This is a genomic window from Solwaraspora sp. WMMD791 (assembly GCF_029581195.1).
In the GTDB taxonomy this organism is placed as follows: Bacteria; Actinomycetota; Actinomycetes; order Mycobacteriales; family Micromonosporaceae; genus Micromonospora_E.
Map to the genome: position 1 here is coordinate 4,008,573 of NZ_CP120737.1, position 15,955 is coordinate 4,024,527.

Consider the following 15,955-nt stretch of genomic DNA (forward strand, 5'->3'; position numbering starts at 1 on the left):
GATCGGTCGCCGCGCCCGGCCCGGGCGCCTCGCTCAGTTGGCGCTCGCGGCCAGGGTGCTCGGCGACGGGGTCTCCTGGTCGGCGACCGCGGCGGAGACCCGTCGCAGGCTGAGCAGGCTGGAGAAGAGCCCGGCGAAGATGAGTGTGGCACCCAGGCCGATCGCCGTCGAGGAGGGCAGCACCACACGCATCGTGGCGCTCACGTCCTGGGCGCCGAATCCGGTCGCTCCCCAGGTCGCGACGGCGACGATGGTCCCGACGAGGCCGAGCAGGATCAGCGCGACGCCCCCGGCGGTGCAGGTCTCGAACCGGATGTAGCGGCCCCAGCGGTCGGCCTGTTGCAGGTTGGTGATGCCCTCGTACCTGCCGTAGATCAGCGCGAACGCCCCGAACAACAGCAGCTGCGCGCCGACCAGCATCGCGAGACAGGTGTAGACGAGGGTGCTCACGTCGAAGCCGATGCCGGCGACGACGAGCGGGCCGAGAACGAGGGTCGCGGTGCCGACCAGGCCGAGGAGGAACAGCGCCGCACCTGGCCAGATGAGCGTCTTGCGCGGCGCGAAGACCAGCAGGAAGCGCAGGTGCCGCCAGCCGTCGCGCCAGGTCCGCAGGTGCGGTGGGCGGCTGCGCCCGTCCGGGCTGAGCGTGGTCGGCACCTCGACGATGTCGTATCCGTTGAGCGCTGCCCGGACCACCAGCTCGGAGGCGAACTCCATGCCCGGCATGCACAGCTGCAGCTGCCGGATCCGGTCCCGGTTGAACCCCCGGATGCCGCAGTGGAAGTCGCCGACCTTCAGGTTGAACAGCCGCCGGCCGAGCCAGGAGAGCACCGGGTTGCCGAGGTACCGGTGCAGGAACGGCATGGCACCCGGAGCGATGCCGCCCCGGAAGCGGTTACCCATGACGACATCGTGACCGGAGCGCAACGCCTGAATGAACGGCTCCAGCGTGGACAGGTCATAGGAGTCGTCGGCGTCCGCCATGATCACGTATTGACCGCGGGCCTGCTCGATTCCGTTGATCAGGGCACCGCCGTAGCCGCGGATCGGGGCATGCGAGACGCGGGCCCCGGCCCGCACCGCGATCTCCTGGGATCCGTCGGTGGAACCGTTGTCGCTGACCAGCACCTCGCCCTGGACGCCCAACTCGTCGAGCGCCTGGCGGGCCTTACGGATGCAGACCTCCAGGGTCTCCGCCTCGTTGAGGCAGGGGAGCAGGACGGTGACCTCGACCTGGTCGCTGCGCACGGGTGATACCCCCGAAAACTAGTGATGCCACGATCAGGCCAGCCCCGCGTCGACAGACGGTCCAGCCGGCGCGCCGTTACGACAATGGCCTTCGGCTGCACTCTAACGTGGCCGTCATCCGACACGCGCTTGGACCCGGCGAAGAAACGCGGACCCAGCGGATGATTCGGATCGCGGAACCGCCACCCTTTCAGGGTGTCACCCAGTTGTGCGGAAGCTTCGCATCGCGATGGCCGATCATCGCCCAGCTCACGGCGCTACTACTACGTCAGTGACGAACGGTCGGTATCACCACTCAGGGCGACACGAACGTTACAGTAACCGTTTCATAACCCAGAGAACGCAACAGCCCGGCCAACATCTTGCGGGTGTTGTCTTCGGCCCGCTCGGCGATCCCACTGTCCCGCGCGGCCGCCGCGATCCGCTCCTCGGCGAGCTGGTAGACCTGCCGCTGCCGGTTCGGGTCCCCACCGAACACCTCACTGAGCCGGTTGAGCAGACCGCGTTGTTCGGCGAAGACATAACTGTTGGCGAGGTCCAGGTCGGCATCGGTCAGCTGCGGCGCCGGCAACCGAATTTCTACGGAAAGACCGTCTTCAGCAACAACGATCGCATCTTCGCCGATCTGTCCGAAATCAACATATGCCTCGACTGCGCCGACACCGACAAAAAGGGTGCGCTGGTTGAGCAGAAAGTCCGGAACGTACCGTCGGTCCTGTTCCAGATCCACGACCACCTGGAAGGTGCCCTCCGCCGCGACGAACCGGCTCAGATCCTGGATCGACTGCAGCACCGGCGGCTGGGTGCGGTCCGTCTCCTCCTGGGCGAAGGGGTTACGCCAACTGGGCAACATGCCGGCGGCCTGGGTGGTCAGCGCCAGCACCACCACCAGGCCGGCAGCGACCGCAGCCCAGAACATCCCCCGGCGCCAACCGCCGGGCCGTGGCTCGACAGGTGGTGCACCGGCGGCCTGCGGATCCCCCCCACCGCCCGAATACTCCGGAAACTCCCGGGTCGCTGCGTGGCCATCGCCGTCACGGGGCATCTGGATCACCGTCCTCACCAGACGACGGCCCACTGTCGGGTCGTCTGGGCACACCGTACGACCCCGGTACGACAAGCGCATCCGCAAGCGGCCCCGCCATCGGCCGGCCGGCGACGCTACTCCTCAACCGGCGAGACGCTCGGCGGCGAGCAGGTAGACCCGGGCGTGGATCTGGTTGCGCTGCTGCAGCGCGGCCCGCAACGCCCGGTGCAGGCCGTCCTCCAGGTAGAGCGCGCCGTTCCACTGCACGACGTGTGGAAAGAGGTCCCCGTAGAAGGTCGAATCCTCGGCGAGGAGCTTGTCCAGCGCCAACTCACGCTTGGTGGTGATCAACTGATCCAGCCGTAACGGCCGGGGTGGAATCTCGGCCCACTGCTTGAGCGTCAGCCCGTGCTCGGGGTAGGGACGGCCGTCCCGCACCGCTTTGAAGATCACGACGGCGCGCTCCTCCCATGTCGCCTACCGAACGATGTGCCCACTCGCAACCCCTTGCCACTGCCGCCGCCACCCGGCACGACCCGTCGGACACCACCCGACCGGACCGCCACCATACGTCGGCGCGACTGCCAGACTAGCGAGTTCGTCCGACCGACCGGGCTGATCCTCGCTGTCGGCTTCACCGCACTAGGCACCCCACCGCCCCCGGTGGACCACCTCGTCGACCGGTCGTCGCCCCCGCCGCAGCGACGCCGACCGGGTGTCCGGCGCCGGATAGCCGACGGTCAGCGCGCCGATCGGGGTGAAGTCGTCCGGTACGCCGAACGCCGTCCGGTAGTGGCCCGTGCGCTCCGGCGGGATGCCGAAGAAACACGCGCCCAGCCCCTCGTCGACCGCGGTCAGCAGCATCAGCAACGCGGCGAACCCGGTGTCGATGTGCCAGTACGGCACCGGCCACCGGGCCTCGTCCCGATCGGTCCAGCCCTTGTCGGGTTGGGCGTACCGGTCGAGATAGGCCGACCGGTTGGCGTGCGGGACGATGATCAGCGGAGCCCGGCTCATCCCGGTCAACCAGCGGCTGCGCCGCGCGCTGTCCGGATCCCCGGCGACCGGCGTCGTCGCCGTCCAGAACAGCTCCCGGTCGGCCGGGGTCTCCAGCACCAGGAAGCCCCAGCCCTGGGAGAAACCGGCGGACGGGGCCCGGATCGCATGCTCCAGTAGCCGCTGCACGACCTCGGGCTCCACCGGGCGGTCCGGATCGTAGTTGCGCACCATCCGCCGACGGCGGATCACCTCCCGCAGCTGCATCAGCGCGCGCCCGGACCCGCCTCGGGGCGGATGCCCCAGCTGGCCTGCCAGGTCTCGGCCGGCGCCAGCACGATCAGATCGCGCCCGGACCGGAACGCGTCCGGCGGGCAGGTCATCGGCTCCACCGCGATCGACCGGCGGTAGCGCGGCGGCGCGAAAGTGTCCCCACTGAACAGTTGCCACCAGCCGAAGGCCGGATCGGCCCAGATCGTCACGGCCGCCGAACCATCCGCAGTAGACAGCCGGGCCGCCGAACCACCGGACGGGTCGCGGTCCAGGTCGCCGAAGGCGGTGTCCAGCACCGTGGCGCCGACCCGTCGACCCGAGGTGAAGTCGAACTCGCTGCCGGCCACCTTCGCCGTACCGATCGGCAGCAGCCGGCCGTCGACCAGGACCCGGCTGCGGGCCGGCAGCCGCACGACGGTGTCGTCGGCGTCGGTGTCGGGCAACCGCAGGTACGGATGGACCCCGAGGCCGAACGGCGCCGGCTCGGCGCTGGCGTTGGTCGCCTGGTGGGTCACCCGCAACCCGTCCGCGCCGACCTGCCACCGGGTACGCAGCACCAACGTCCACGGGTATCCGGGGGTGGCGGGCAGCGTCGTCCCGATCACCACCTCGTCGGCTGCCTTGGACACCAACTGCCAGGGCAGCCAGCAGACCAGGCCGTGCAGGGCGGTGTGTCGGGACGGCTCCGACAGGTGCAGTTGGCGATCGACCCCGTCGAAGGTGTAGCGGCCGTCCCGGATCCGGTTCGGCCAGGGGATCAGCACCTGGCCGGCGCCGCCCACGCAGAGTTCGTCCTCGGCGTACCCGTCGACGTAGTCGAATCCACCGGCCCGGTAGGCCCGCAGGCCGCCACCCACCTCGACCACGACGGCCTCGTGCCCGTGTGCCGTGATCGTCCACTGCGCTCCGGACGGTGGGCCCGGACGTGCATCGACGTTGTCCATGCGGCGACGATATCGGGTCGATCCACGCATCGCCGCACCCGTGACCCCATGATCCACAACAGCTAAGCGTAAATTAAAGGTCGCTCTACGGCGCGAGTCGCTCGATCGACCAGCCGCCGGTCGGCTCCCGCCGGTACCGGAACCGGTCGTGCAGTCGACTTGCCCGGCCCTGCCAGAACTCGACAGTCTCGGGCACCACCCGGAAGCCGCCCCAGTGGGGCGGCGGAGGTACCGCCGCCGGCCCGGGGAACCGCCGGTCGGCCTCGGCCAGACCGGCCTCGACCGCCGCACGGTCCGCCATCACCTGCGACTGCGGGCTGGCCCACGCCCCCAGTTGGGAGCCGCGCGGCCGGGTCGCGAAGTACGCCTCGGTCTGTGTCCGGGGCACCTTGACCACCGATCCGCACACCTCGACCTGCCGGGACATCGGATACCAGGGAAAGAGCAGACTCGCCGCGGGATTGACGACGAGCTGCCCACCCTTTCGTGACCGGTAGTTGGTGAAGAAGATCAGCCCGGTCTCGTCGTACCCTTTCAGCAACACCGTCCGGGTGCTCGGCCGACCGTCGGCGTCCGCCGTCGCGAGAACCATCGCGTTCGGCTCGGCGATTCCGGCCGCGACCGCCTCGGCGAACCAGCGCGCGAACTGGGTGTGCCAGTCGCCGGCGAGACTGCTGCGACGCAGCTCGGGGGCGTCGCGATAGTCCCGACGCATCGGGCCCGGTCGTGGTGTGTCTCCCGTCACGTCGCTCTCCTGGTCTAGGGCTACCCCGGCACTCGAACCTAGGCTGGTTACCCACCGGACACGAGGCCGAGTGACCACGTCACCGATACGGCACGGCCGGACACCAGACAGGCAACAACGCGGGCACCATAAAGGCAACACGTACGTAGCAGCCGTCAGGGCCGCCTGAAGCAGTTCTACCGGGCGTTCGGGCCGGACCACCAAAATCCCCACCCAGGAGAGCCATATGTCCGACTTCAAGCCAGGACTCGAAGGTGTGATCGCATTCGAGACGGAGATCGCCGAACCTGACAAAGAAGGCGGTGCGCTGCGGTACCGCGGGGTCGACATCGAAGACCTGATCGGGCAGGTCTCCTTCGGCAACGTCTGGGCGCTGCTGGTCGACGGCCGGTTCGGGCCGGGTCTTCCGCCGGCCGAGCCGTTCCCGGTGCCGGTGCACTCCGGCGACATCCGGGTCGACGTGCAGTCCGCGGTCGCCATGCTCGCCCCGTACTGGGGGTTGTCGCAGCTGCTGGACATCTCCGACGAGCAGGCCCGCGCGGACCTGGCCCGGGTGTCGGTCACCGCGTTGTCGTTCGTCGCCCAGTCGGCCCGGGGGCTCGGACTGCCGGCCGTGCCGCAGAAGGAGATCGACAAGGCGCAGACCATCGTCGAGCGCTTCATGCGCCGGTGGCGGGGCGAGCCGGATCCGCGGCACGTCAAGGCGGTCGACGCGTACTTCATCTCCGCCGCCGAGCACGGCATGAACGCCTCCACCTTCACCGCCCGGGTGGTCGCCTCCACCGGGGCCGACGCCGCCGCCTGCATCTCGTCGGGCATCGGCGCGCTCTCCGGGCCGCTGCACGGCGGCGCCCCGTCGCGGGTGCTGCACATGATCGAGGGCGTGGAGCGCAGCGGTGACGCCGAGGCGTACGTCAAGGGCGTGCTCGACCGTGGCGAACGGCTGATGGGCTTCGGGCACCGGGTGTACCGGGCGGAGGACCCCCGTGCCCGGGTGCTGCGGCGTACCGCCAAGGAGCTGGGTGCCCCCCGCTACGAGATCGCCGAGGCGCTGGAGAAGGCCGCCCTGGAGGAGCTGCACAACCGCAAGCCGGACCGGGTGCTGGCCACCAACGTCGAGTTCTGGTCGGCAGTGGTGCTCGACTTCGCCGAGGTGCCGGCGCACATGTTCACCTCGATGTTCACCTGCGCCCGGATGGGCGGCTGGAGCGCCCACATCCTGGAGCAGAAGCGGCTCAAGCGGCTGGTCCGCCCGTCGGCGCGCTACGTCGGCCCGGCCCCACGCAAGCCGCACGAGGTCGCCGGCTGGGACGCCGTACCGCACGACGTCTGACCCGCACGCTCCTCGGTCGACCCCACGTCCCGGGCCCGGACGACGGGCCCCGGATGTGGGGCACGCCTCAGTCGCAGGCATGAGACCACGCCCCGGGCCCGGTGCCCCGGGTGCGAGGATGGGAGACCCATAGCGCACCCGGAAGGACTTCTGGTAACCGTGGCTGACGTTGCGACCATCCGCATCCCCGACGAGATCAAGCCCGCCGACGGCCGGTTCGGCTGCGGCCCGTCGAAGGTCCGTCCGGCGGCCGTCTCCGCGCTGGCCGAGGTCGCGACCAGCTACCTGGGTACCTCGCACCGGCAGAAGACGGTCCGCGACGAGGTGGCCCGGCTGCGCCGGGGCATCGCCGAGTTCTTCGCCCTGCCCGAGGGGTACGAGGTGATCCTCGGCAACGGCGGCACCACCGCGTTCTGGGAGGTCGCCACGTTCGGCCTGGTCCGCGACCGGGCACAGTTCGCCAGCTTCGGCGAGTTCGGGGCGAAGTTCGCCAAGGCGGTACGCGATGCGCCGTTCCTCGGCGAGCCGACGGTCCGCAAGGCCGACCCGGGCTCGGCCCCCGCGCTGGTCGCCGAGGCTGGGGTGGACGTCTACGCCACCCCGCACAACGAGACCTCGACCGGCGTGGCGGTGCCGATCCGGCGGGTGGCCGGTGCCGACGACGGTGCCCTGATGCTGATCGACGCCACCTCGGGGGCCGGGGGGCTGGAGGTCGACCCGGCCGAGACCGACGTCTACTACTTCGCCCCGCAGAAGTGCTTCGGCTCCGACGGCGGGATCTGGTTGGCCCTGATGTCCCCGGCCGCGCTGGAGCGGGCCGCCCAGGTCAAGGCGTCGGGCCGGTACATCCCGGCGTTCCTGGACCTGGTCACCGCGATCGACAACTCGCGGCTGGAGCAGACCTACAACACCCCGGCGCTGGCGACGATCTTCCTGGCCGCCGAGCAGACCGACTGGATGAACGCCCAGGGTGGACTGGCCTGGGCGGCGAAGCGGACGGCGGAGAGCGCGGCGGCGATCTACGGCTGGGCGGAGCGTTCGACGGTGGCGACGCCGTTCGTCACCGACCCGGCGCTGCGTTCGAACGTGGTCGCGACGATCGACTTCGCCGACGGGGTGGACGCTTCGGCGATCGCCAAGACGCTGCGCGCCAACGGCATCGTGGACACCGAGCCGTACCGCAAGCTCGGCCGCAACCAGTTGCGGGTGGCGCTGTTCCCGGCGGTCGACCCGGCCGACGTGGAGGCGCTGACCGCCTGCGTCGACTTCGTCATCGAGCGGCTCTGAGCGAAATCGGATGACACGGTCGGTTCAGTCACTGATTGTGGCTGAACCGACCGATTTGCCGTAGAATCCCGGTCGGCGATCTCACCATCCGTGATCGCCGGTCCTCGATCACTGTCGACCACCCGACTCGCCGGCCGGGGCGGATCCGGGCAGCTCACTCGACATGCCCGGCGTGGCCTACTCCCATCGGATGACTTATCGGCGTACCGTGTGCCTGAGGACGCCGGGGGGCGAGGTCGGTCTACGGCGTGGGGCAGCTCGGCGGGACGGAGGCAACGCGATGCGCCCAGTACGCTTCGTCGCCCTCTCCGAGGACGGACAGGCCCTGGTCCTCGCTGACGAGGTCGGCCGACTGCTCGCCCTACCCATCGACGACCGGGTCTCCACCGCCGTGCAGGCCGATCCCGGCACCAGCCCCACCACGCTGGCCGTCGCCGGCGCGCCGGGCGACCCGAAGCCGTCGCTGTCGCCGCGGGACATCCAGGCCCGGATCCGGGCCGGCGAGTCCGCCGACGACGTCGCCCGCATCGCCGGGGTGCCGGTCGACCGGGTCCTGCGGTACGCCGGCCCGGTGCTGCAGGAGCGGGCGATGCTCGCCCAGCACGCCCGCCGGACCCGACTGAAGAACTCCGAGAAGGGTGCCCCGCTGGCCGAGGTCGTGGACGGGCGACTGGCCCAGCACGGCATCGACGCGGAGAAGATCTCCTGGGACGCGTACCGGCGCGACGACGGCACCTGGCGGATCATCGCCACCTGGCCGTCCGGCAAGGCCACCGCCCAGGCCATCTGGGAGCTCGACAAGAGCCGCCAGGTGATCTCGCCGCACGACGACATGGCGCAGTACCTCTGCACCGAGCGGCCCACCCAGATCCTCGGTCAGGAGCCGGCAGCGGAGCGCGGCGGCCACGCCCTGCCCGGTCCGTCCCGGGGTGAGCTGGGTCGCGGGCACGCGCTGCCCGCCGCCCCCGGCGACCCGCCCCGACCCTCCCGGGACCCGATCCGCGCCGGTCGGGACGCGCTGCTCGCGTCGCTGGACCGTCCGCTGGGTTCGGCCGCTGGTCGCGGTCTGGAGCCGGCGGCCAACGCGGAGACGCCCCGGCAGCGGCCGGTGGCCGGTGGTGCGGCCGCGCTGCTCGGCGGCGGTGCCGGATCGGCCTTCGACGACGACGCCGATGCGCCCAAGGAGGTCCCGGCCGTGCCGTCGCTGGCGGTGCTGCGGCCCCGTCGCGCCACCACCGGCAGCGGCGGCGAGACCCCGGCCGATGGCACCGGCAAGCCCCGCAAGCGGCTGCCCAGCTGGGACGACGTGCTGTTCGGCAGCGGCCCGGCCGACCGCGCCAGCTCCTGACGACCCCGCCAGCTCCTCACCCCGCCAGTCGGCGACGATCTTGCACTTATCGACGGACAAACTCGACATTTGCTCTCGATAACTGCAAGATCGTCGTGGGTGGGGCGGGGAGGACGTAGAACTTCGGCAGCGGAGCCCAGCGCAGCCGCAGCCGACTGCCGGTGCGGCGCAGCTGCCACAGCAGCGCGGCAGCGGCGGTGAGGAACGACAGCGCGCCGCCGAGCCAGATACTCGCCCCGGCTCCGAGGTGTTCGGCGACCCAGCCGATGGCCGGCGCACCGACCGGGTTGGTGCCCAGGAAGACCAGCACCCACAGAGCCATCACCCGGCCGCGGAACGCGGCGTCGACGCCGAGCTGGACCCGCTGGTTGGATGCCTGCGCGAAGTAGACCATGAAGAATCCGGTCGGCACCAGCAACGCCACCACCAGCCAGTACGTCGGCGCCAGCCCGACCAGGGTGGCGAGGCCGGCGAAGGCCAGCGCGCTGCCGAGCACCACGTAGACCGACGGGCGGCCACGCCGGCCGCTGGCGGCGAGCGCGCCGGCCAGCGCGCCGGTGGCCAACGCGGTGGTGAACAGCCCGAACGACGCCGCCCCGGTGTTGAACACCGTCTTGGCCAGCGCGGCGAGGGTGATCTGGAAGTTGAACAGCAGCAGCCCCATGACGGCCATCAGACCCATCGGCAGCATCAGGTCGGGCCGGCGGGCGACGTAGCGCAGCCCGTCGGCGACCTTCGCGCCGTCGCGGGCCCCGCCGACGGGCAGGTCGGCACGGTGCAGCTCGCTGGCGCGCATCTGGATCAGACCCACCAGCGGGGCGGCCGACGCGATCGCGCTGATCAGGAAGACCGGGCCGACGTCGAACGCGGCGATCGCCAGGCCGGCGACGGCCGGCCCGACGATCCTGGCGGTGTTGAACGTCGCCGAGGACAGGCCGAGGGCGTTGGGCAGCAGCGGGGTGCCGACCAACTCGGAGACGAAGGCCTGCCGGACCGGGGTCTCCAGGGCGTTGCCGACGCCGAGCAGTCCGGCGAAGACGAACACGTGCCACAGTTGCACGGCGCCGGTCAGGACCAGCACGCTCATGCCGAGGGCGAGCACGAACCACATCGCGTTCGCGACGAACAGCAGCATCCGCTTGTCGTAACGGTCGGCGAGCCGGCCGAAGACCAGGGTGAACAGCAGCACCGGGGTGAACTGCAGGGCGACGACCACGCCGAGCGCGGTGGCGGAGTCGCCGGACAGTTGCAGGACGAGCCAGTCCTGCGCGATGAACATCATCCATACGCCGATCAGCTTGATCAGCTGACCGGTGGCGAAGATCCGGTAGTTCCGGACCCGCAGGGACTGGAAGGTGGTGGTCAGTTTCGCCCGCACTCGGGGTGCGCCTCCTCGGATCGTACGCGTCATCCACGTGGGACGAAGCGGACCCGGTGGCCGACGAGCGGCGCGTCAGGCGCGCGACACCTGCTGCAGGATCTCTGCGGCCTGGCGCAGCGTGTCGCGTTGGTCGGGGCTCAGCGCGTCGAGCCGACTGGCCAGCCACTCGTCACGTATCCGCTCGAACGCGGCGAGCACCTCGCGGCCCGATTCGGTGGCCGACAGGATCACCTGCCGACCGTCGGTCGGGTGCGGGGTACGCCTGACCAGTCCGCGCTCTTCGAGCTTCGCGACGATCTTGGTCATCGTCGGCGGCTGGACCCGCTCGATCTCGGACAGCTCCCGCGGGGTCAGCGCACCGGCCAGCTGCAGGCTGGTGAGCGCGGAGAGCTGGGTGACCGTCAGGTCGCCGACCGGGCGGGCCTGTCGGACCCGTCGGTTGAGTCGGGTGATGGCGTCGCGCAACGACACGGCCAGCTGCGCGGCTGAGACCTGCTCTCCCATCACCGCCCACTCCGTCACGTTCGTTAGCCTAACTAACGAACCACCTGATCGCCCAGCCGTTATGACCACCGTCACCGGCGGCCCCCAGGGTACCGCCGGCGCCAAGGATCGGGCGGGCCCGGCTGGTCAGCCGATCAGCAACTCCAACGGGTGACGCAGGAAGTAGAGGGTGAACAGCACGGCCACCCCGTACAGCAGCGGGTGCACCGCCGCCGCGCGACCCTTCACCAGCTTGATCAGCACGAAGGTGATCACCCCGGCGCCGATGCCGTTGGAGATCGAGTAGGTGAACGGCATCAGCACGATCGTCAGGAACGCCGGAATGGCGATCTCGTAGTCGGTCCAGTCGATGGTGCGCACCGCGGTCAGCATCAGGAACCCGACCACCACCAGCGCGGTCGACGCGGCCTCGAACGGCACCACCTCGACCAGCGGCGACAGGAAGACCGCGAGCAGGAACAACCCGCCGGTGACCAGGTTGGCCACCCCGGTGCGGGCACCCTCCGCGACCCCGGCGGCACTTTCGATGTACGAGGTGTTGCTCGACGTACTCGCCATGCCACCCGCCGCCGCCGCGATCGAGTCGACGACCAGGATCTCCTTGGTCCTCGGCGGCATCCCCTCGTCGTCGAGCAGACCGCCCTCCTGGCCGACAGCCACCATGGTGCCCATCGTGTCGAAGAAGTCCGTCAGCAACAGCGTGAACACGAACATCAGGGCGACCAGCCAGGTCGCCGACTCCCATGCGCCGAGCACGCTGAAGTTGCCGAGCAGCGACAGGTCCGGCATCCCGAAGACCTGGTCCGGCAGGCTCGGCACGGTCAACGCCCAGCCACCGGGCCGGCCGTCCGGGCCACCGGCCGGGCCGAACCGGCCGATCGCCTCGACGACGATGGCCAGCACCGTGGAGCCGAGGATGCCGATCAGGATCGCGCCGCGTACCTTGCGGACCACCAGCACCAGGGTGAGCAGCAGACCGAGCACGAAGACGAACGCCGGCCAGGTGGCGATCACGCCGTTGACGCCGAGGCCGAGCGGCGGCGACGCGGTGCCACCGGTGACGAACCCGGCGTTGACGAAGCCGATCAGCGCCAGGAACAACCCGATGCCGACCCCGATCGCGGTCTTCAGCTGGGTCGGCACCGCCCGGAACACGGCGGTCCGCAGCCCGGTCAGCACCAGCACCAGAATGATCACGCCCTCGATGACCACCAGCCCCATGGCGTCGGCCCAGGTCATCTGCGGCGCGATCTCGAAGGCGACCAGGGCGTTCACGCCGAGGCCGGCGGCCAGCGCCAACGGGAACCGGGCGACCACCCCCATCAGCAGGGTCATCACCCCGGCTACCAGGGCGGTCGCCGCAGCGATCGCCGGGATTGCCAAGGTGGCCCCCGCGCCGTCCACGGCGCTGCCCAGGATCAACGGGTTGAGCACGACGATGTAGGCCATCGTGAAGAAGGTGGCCAGCCCGCCGCGTACCTCCCGACCCGGGGTCGAGCCCCGGGCGGTGATCTCGAAGAACCGGTCGAACACATTACGCGGGGTGCGGTCCGGGGTGGGCCCGGTCGTCTCCGCCGGTACTGTCGCCATGGGTCCTCACAGCTGATCATAAGGATGGATGGGCGCATCGTCTCAGATCAACTGTTACCGAGGAAGGTCATCCCGGTTACGTCCAGCAACAGGGGGGCGGTGAGCCGGTCGACGACACCGTGACGGCGGACTCATCCGTACCCCCGAGGTGATCAACCAGGACGTACGCTGGCCTGGTGCCCGAATCGCCGTCGCTGAACCCGCCGGACACCGGCGGCGGCCGTGTCCTGCCGCTGCGGTCGGCGCCCCGGCCGGAGCCGCTCGACCCGCCGATGGTGCCGATCGCCGTCGGCGGCCTGATCGCCTGGGCGATCGCCGGGCTGGTCTGCCTGCTGGCCCGCGACTGGCTGGCCGACACCGGGCGGACCGACTGGTTATGGACCTGCCTCGCCGGACTGCTGGTCGGGCTGCCCGGCCTCGCGGTGATGCTGCGGCACGACGCCCACCGACGCCGCCGCCAGGGGCGGGTCAGTCCTGCGGAGCCGCCGACGGCGTCGTGACGTCGACCGTCTCCACCTCGCCGTCGTCATAGATGGTCGGCAACTCGTCGACCGGCGTCTCGACCGGGCCGGACAACGCCTCCGAGTGCGCCCCGCAGCCGTGGTCCACGCTCACCACCCGGCCGTCGTCGGGCGCGTACACGTTGCCGCACACCCCGAAAGCCTGCCGCAACGCCCCGGCCAGCTGCAGGTAGAAGCCGCAGGTGCCGCAGCGGGCGGTGGCCGGGGCAGCGGTCGAGATGGGTGCCTGCGGCCCGTGCTCACCGTCGTACCAGCGCTGTGCCGTGTCGGCCCGCCCCTGCCGGGACATCACCCGGCTGCGGCCGAGGCCGAGCTCCCAGCTGACCTCCTCCACGGCGGGGTCGTCGGACTGCAGGTAGCCGGGGGCGAGCCGGTCGTCGTCGAACGACGTCGGCAGCAGATCGCCGACGCCGAGGTCGCCCGGCTGCAGGCGCTCGTGCCAGGGCAGCCAGCCAGGGGCGAGCAGCGCGTCCGGACCGGGCAGCAGCACCGTCTCGCAGACGGTCACCTGGCGGCTGCGCGACACCCGGGTGACGGTGACCGCCCAGCGCCAGCCCTGGTAGCCGGACAGCCGGCACTCGAACAAATGGGTGACCAATCTCTCACCCTCCGCAACCACCTGCAGATGGTCGCCGATCTCGGCCGGGTCCACCGCCTCGGCAAGCGCCGCGTAGGCGACGTCGACAGCCTTGGCACAGACCGCATCGAGGCGGGAGGCGCGAGCGGTGCTCCTGGTCACCCTCCCATTGTTGCCTACCGGCCGGCGTCGACGACAGGCACTCCCCGACCGGTCCGTACCGCCGCCGCACCCGCCCACTCACGCCGGATTTCCGGTACAGCCCGAGACGGGGCGTGTGCGGATGGGTGAGGATGAGCACATGGGGCTGTTCCGCTCGATCGGGCACACCACCGGGACCGCTGTCCGCGGCACCCGCGCCGTGCTGCGCGGCACCGCGTACAGCAGTCGGTGGGCGGGGCGCAAGGTCCTGCAGGTACGCCAGCGCGGCGCCGGCGGCGAACCGGGCATGACCCGGCTGTTCGACCTGCACGCCACCTCCTGCGCCGGCGACACACTGATCACCATCGGGCTCGCCGGCACGATCTTCTTCAGCGCCCCGCTGGGCGAGGCCCGCAGCAGCGTCGCGCTCTACCTGCTGGTCACCATGGTCCCGTTCGCGCTGCTGGCGCCGGTCGTCGGTCCGGTGCTGGACCATTTCCGGCACGGCCGGCGGTACGCCCTGGCCACCACCATGCTGGGCCGGGCGTTCCTGGCCTGGCTGATCGCCGACCACCTCAACGGCTTCGGGTTGTACCCGGCGGCGTTCGGAGTGCTGGCCCTGTCCCGCGCGTACGGCGTCGGCCGCTCGGCCGCCGTACCCCGGCTGCTGCCACCCAATCTGGGGCTGTCCCAGGCCGGGGCCCGGGCCAGCGTCTACGGCACGATCGCCGGCGCCGTCGTGGCCCCGCTGGGATTGGCGGCCTTCTGGTTCGGGCCGCAGTGGCCGCTGCGGGTCGCCTCGGTGATCTTCCTGGTCGGCATGGTCATCTCGTTGCGCCTGCCGCCCCGCGCCGACTCGGACCCACCGGAGCGGGTGCCCCGGGCGTTGCGCGTGTTCGGGCTGCGTCGGGAGGCACACCGGCAGCGGATCCTCACCGGCCGGCTGGTGGTCGCCACCCTGATCGGCAGCGCCACGTTGCGCTGCCTCTACGGCTTCCTGCTGCTCTACCTCGCCTTCGCGATCAAGGCCGGCGACCTGACCACCGTCGTGCTTGGCCGTGACCTCGGCGACGAGGGCGCGCTCGGAGTGGTCGGTGCCGCGCTGGCCGCCGGCAGTTTCATCGCCACCGCGATCGGCAGCCGGATGCGCATCCACCGACCGCTGGCGCTGCAGTCCAGCGGACTGGTGATCGTCGCCGGCGTCGGGGTGCTCGCCATCGTGCAGTTCTCCCTGCCGATGGTGGCGCTGTTCTGTTTCGTCACCGCCGTGATCAGCGGAATCGCGAAACTCGCCGTGGACGCCACGATTCAGGAACGGATCGCCGAGCGGCAGCGGGCCAGCGCCTTCGCCCACTCCGAGACGATCCTGATGCTGGCCTTCGTGGCTGGTGGGGCGCTCGGCCTCATCCCGATGGACGGGCGGATCGGGGTCGCGGCGGCGGCCGGGTTCGCCGTGCTCGCGGCGGCCAGGGCGGCGTTCGTCGCCAGCCGGCACCGGCAGGAGCGGCTCAACGGTCGCCCGGCCGACGACAGCCCGACCCATGGAGGTCCGGCCCACGACGGTCCGGCCCACGACGGTCCGGCCCACGACGGCGAGGTCGACGACGCCACCGGCACCGACTCCGTCGGGACCGGCCGCGACGGGCCCGCCGACAGCGCTGCGGCCGCCCCGGTGCGGGCGGTCGGGCCGGGCGCCGTGCCGCCGCGGGCCCGTCGGTCCATCTTCCCGGCCCGGCCCCGGCCCCGCGCCCGGTCCGCGCCGCCGGCACCGGTCACCGCCGGATCGGCGGGCGCCTCGGTCACCGGGGCCGAACAGGCCACGTCGGCAGCCGCTACCGGGCCAGCGGCCACCGGGGCCGCTACCGGGCCGGCCGGCACCGCCGGTGAGGCGACCGCCGCGCCAGCCGGTACCGACGTCGGGCAGGATGACGCCGACGACGCCACCCCACCCGGCTTCCACATCTACCGACCATCGTCGGCCCGGCCACGCCCCGACGGGGCGGGCCCGACCAACGGGCCGGCACCGGGCCGGTGACCCCG

Annotated in this window: 15 protein-coding genes; 5 read left to right on the plus strand and 10 right to left on the minus strand. The window is 71.2% G+C overall.

The features are described from left to right. Nucleotides 1-33: 33 nt before the first annotated feature. The 6 genes from O7623_RS17805 to pdxH all read right to left on the minus strand — a co-directional run bounded on the left by O7623_RS17805 (nucleotide 34) and on the right by pdxH (nucleotide 5,203). Nucleotides 34-1,248, minus strand: a complete 1,215-nt coding sequence (locus O7623_RS17805; RefSeq protein WP_282224158.1) for a glycosyltransferase family 2 protein — start codon at nucleotides 1,246-1,248, stop codon at nucleotides 34-36. 295 nt (nucleotides 1,249-1,543) lie between these two features. Further along, a complete protein-coding gene (locus tag O7623_RS17810; protein WP_282229454.1) occupies nucleotides 1,544-2,293 on the minus strand; it encodes a DUF4230 domain-containing protein in 750 nt (249 codons plus the stop codon). 123 nt (nucleotides 2,294-2,416) lie between these two features. Next, nucleotides 2,417-2,728: a type II toxin-antitoxin system VapB family antitoxin gene (locus tag O7623_RS17815; RefSeq protein WP_282224159.1), complete on the minus strand. Its 312-nt coding sequence runs from the start codon at nucleotides 2,726-2,728 to the stop codon at nucleotides 2,417-2,419. A 189-nt stretch (nucleotides 2,729-2,917) separates the two neighbouring features. Beyond that, nucleotides 2,918-3,538, minus strand: coding sequence for a nitroreductase family protein (locus O7623_RS17820; RefSeq protein ID WP_282224160.1), 621 nt, complete (start codon nucleotides 3,536-3,538; stop codon nucleotides 2,918-2,920). Continuing rightward, nucleotides 3,538-4,488, minus strand: a complete 951-nt coding sequence (locus O7623_RS17825; RefSeq protein ID WP_282224161.1) for an aldose 1-epimerase family protein — start codon at nucleotides 4,486-4,488, stop codon at nucleotides 3,538-3,540. The genes O7623_RS17820 and O7623_RS17825 overlap by 1 nt, the downstream gene beginning before the upstream one ends. A gap of 85 nt (nucleotides 4,489-4,573) precedes the next feature. Further along, on the minus strand, nucleotides 4,574-5,203 hold the full coding sequence (pdxH, locus tag O7623_RS17830) for a pyridoxamine 5'-phosphate oxidase (protein ID WP_282224162.1): 630 nt from the start codon (nucleotides 5,201-5,203) through the stop codon (nucleotides 4,574-4,576). Between the two features lie 256 nt (nucleotides 5,204-5,459). On the opposite strand from pdxH, the gene O7623_RS17835 reads away from it, so the two are divergent. The 3 genes from O7623_RS17835 to sepH all read left to right on the plus strand — a co-directional run bounded on the left by O7623_RS17835 (nucleotide 5,460) and on the right by sepH (nucleotide 9,201). Further along, nucleotides 5,460-6,566: a citrate synthase 2 gene (locus O7623_RS17835; RefSeq protein ID WP_282224163.1), complete on the plus strand. Its 1,107-nt coding sequence runs from the start codon at nucleotides 5,460-5,462 to the stop codon at nucleotides 6,564-6,566. A gap of 159 nt (nucleotides 6,567-6,725) precedes the next feature. Next, nucleotides 6,726-7,853 (plus strand): phosphoserine transaminase, encoded by a 1,128-nt coding sequence (gene serC / locus O7623_RS17840; RefSeq protein WP_282224164.1) that lies wholly within the window; start codon nucleotides 6,726-6,728, stop codon nucleotides 7,851-7,853. Nucleotides 7,854-8,133: 280 nt separating this feature from the next. Beyond that, nucleotides 8,134-9,201, plus strand: coding sequence for a septation protein SepH (gene sepH / locus O7623_RS17845; protein ID WP_282224165.1), 1,068 nt, complete (start codon nucleotides 8,134-8,136; stop codon nucleotides 9,199-9,201). A gap of 46 nt (nucleotides 9,202-9,247) precedes the next feature. Here sepH and O7623_RS17850 read toward each other — a convergent pair whose 3' ends face one another. From O7623_RS17850 to O7623_RS17860, 3 genes are all read right to left on the minus strand, one after another. Further along, nucleotides 9,248-10,579: an MFS transporter gene (locus O7623_RS17850; RefSeq protein WP_282224166.1), complete on the minus strand. Its 1,332-nt coding sequence runs from the start codon at nucleotides 10,577-10,579 to the stop codon at nucleotides 9,248-9,250. Nucleotides 10,580-10,654: 75 nt separating this feature from the next. After that, on the minus strand, nucleotides 10,655-11,086 hold the full coding sequence (locus tag O7623_RS17855; protein WP_282229455.1) for a MarR family transcriptional regulator: 432 nt from the start codon (nucleotides 11,084-11,086) through the stop codon (nucleotides 10,655-10,657). A gap of 126 nt (nucleotides 11,087-11,212) precedes the next feature. Then, on the minus strand, nucleotides 11,213-12,676 hold the full coding sequence (locus tag O7623_RS17860; RefSeq protein WP_282224167.1) for an NCS2 family permease: 1,464 nt from the start codon (nucleotides 12,674-12,676) through the stop codon (nucleotides 11,213-11,215). A gap of 272 nt (nucleotides 12,677-12,948) precedes the next feature. Between O7623_RS17860 and O7623_RS17865 the strand changes: the two genes are divergently transcribed. Then, the gene (locus tag O7623_RS17865; RefSeq protein WP_282229456.1) at nucleotides 12,949-13,176 is read left to right on the plus strand and encodes a DUF2530 domain-containing protein; all 228 of its coding nucleotides are present in this window, start codon (nucleotides 12,949-12,951) and stop codon (nucleotides 13,174-13,176) included. On the opposite strand, the gene O7623_RS17870 is transcribed toward O7623_RS17865, so the two are convergent. Beyond that, nucleotides 13,145-13,936, minus strand: coding sequence for a DUF3027 domain-containing protein (locus O7623_RS17870; RefSeq protein ID WP_282224168.1), 792 nt, complete (start codon nucleotides 13,934-13,936; stop codon nucleotides 13,145-13,147). The genes O7623_RS17865 and O7623_RS17870 overlap by 32 nt on opposite strands. Nucleotides 13,937-14,075: 139 nt before the next feature. On the opposite strand from O7623_RS17870, the gene O7623_RS17875 reads away from it, so the two are divergent. Beyond that, on the plus strand, nucleotides 14,076-15,950 hold the full coding sequence (locus O7623_RS17875; protein ID WP_282229457.1) for an MFS transporter: 1,875 nt from the start codon (nucleotides 14,076-14,078) through the stop codon (nucleotides 15,948-15,950). The last annotated feature ends 5 nt before the right edge of the window (nucleotides 15,951-15,955 follow it).

Coding starts and splice junctions, on each gene's coding strand:
- O7623_RS17810 (WP_282229454.1), bottom strand. CDS start 2,293: ATGCCCCGTGACGGCGATGGCCACGCAGCGACCCGGGAGTTTCCGGAG.
- O7623_RS17820 (WP_282224160.1), bottom strand. CDS start 3,538: ATGCAGCTGCGGGAGGTGATCCGCCGTCGGCGGATGGTGCGCAACTAC.
- O7623_RS17825 (WP_282224161.1), bottom strand. CDS start 4,488: ATGGACAACGTCGATGCACGTCCGGGCCCACCGTCCGGAGCGCAGTGG.
- pdxH (WP_282224162.1), bottom strand. CDS start 5,203: ATGCGTCGGGACTATCGCGACGCCCCCGAGCTGCGTCGCAGCAGTCTC.
- O7623_RS17835 (WP_282224163.1), top strand. CDS start 5,460: ATGTCCGACTTCAAGCCAGGACTCGAAGGTGTGATCGCATTCGAGACG.
- sepH (WP_282224165.1), top strand. CDS start 8,134: ATGCGCCCAGTACGCTTCGTCGCCCTCTCCGAGGACGGACAGGCCCTG.
- O7623_RS17855 (WP_282229455.1), bottom strand. CDS start 11,086: ATGGGAGAGCAGGTCTCAGCCGCGCAGCTGGCCGTGTCGTTGCGCGAC.
- O7623_RS17860 (WP_282224167.1), bottom strand. CDS start 12,676: ATGGCGACAGTACCGGCGGAGACGACCGGGCCCACCCCGGACCGCACC.
- O7623_RS17865 (WP_282229456.1), top strand. CDS start 12,949: ATGGTGCCGATCGCCGTCGGCGGCCTGATCGCCTGGGCGATCGCCGGG.
- O7623_RS17875 (WP_282229457.1), top strand. CDS start 14,076: ATGGGGCTGTTCCGCTCGATCGGGCACACCACCGGGACCGCTGTCCGC.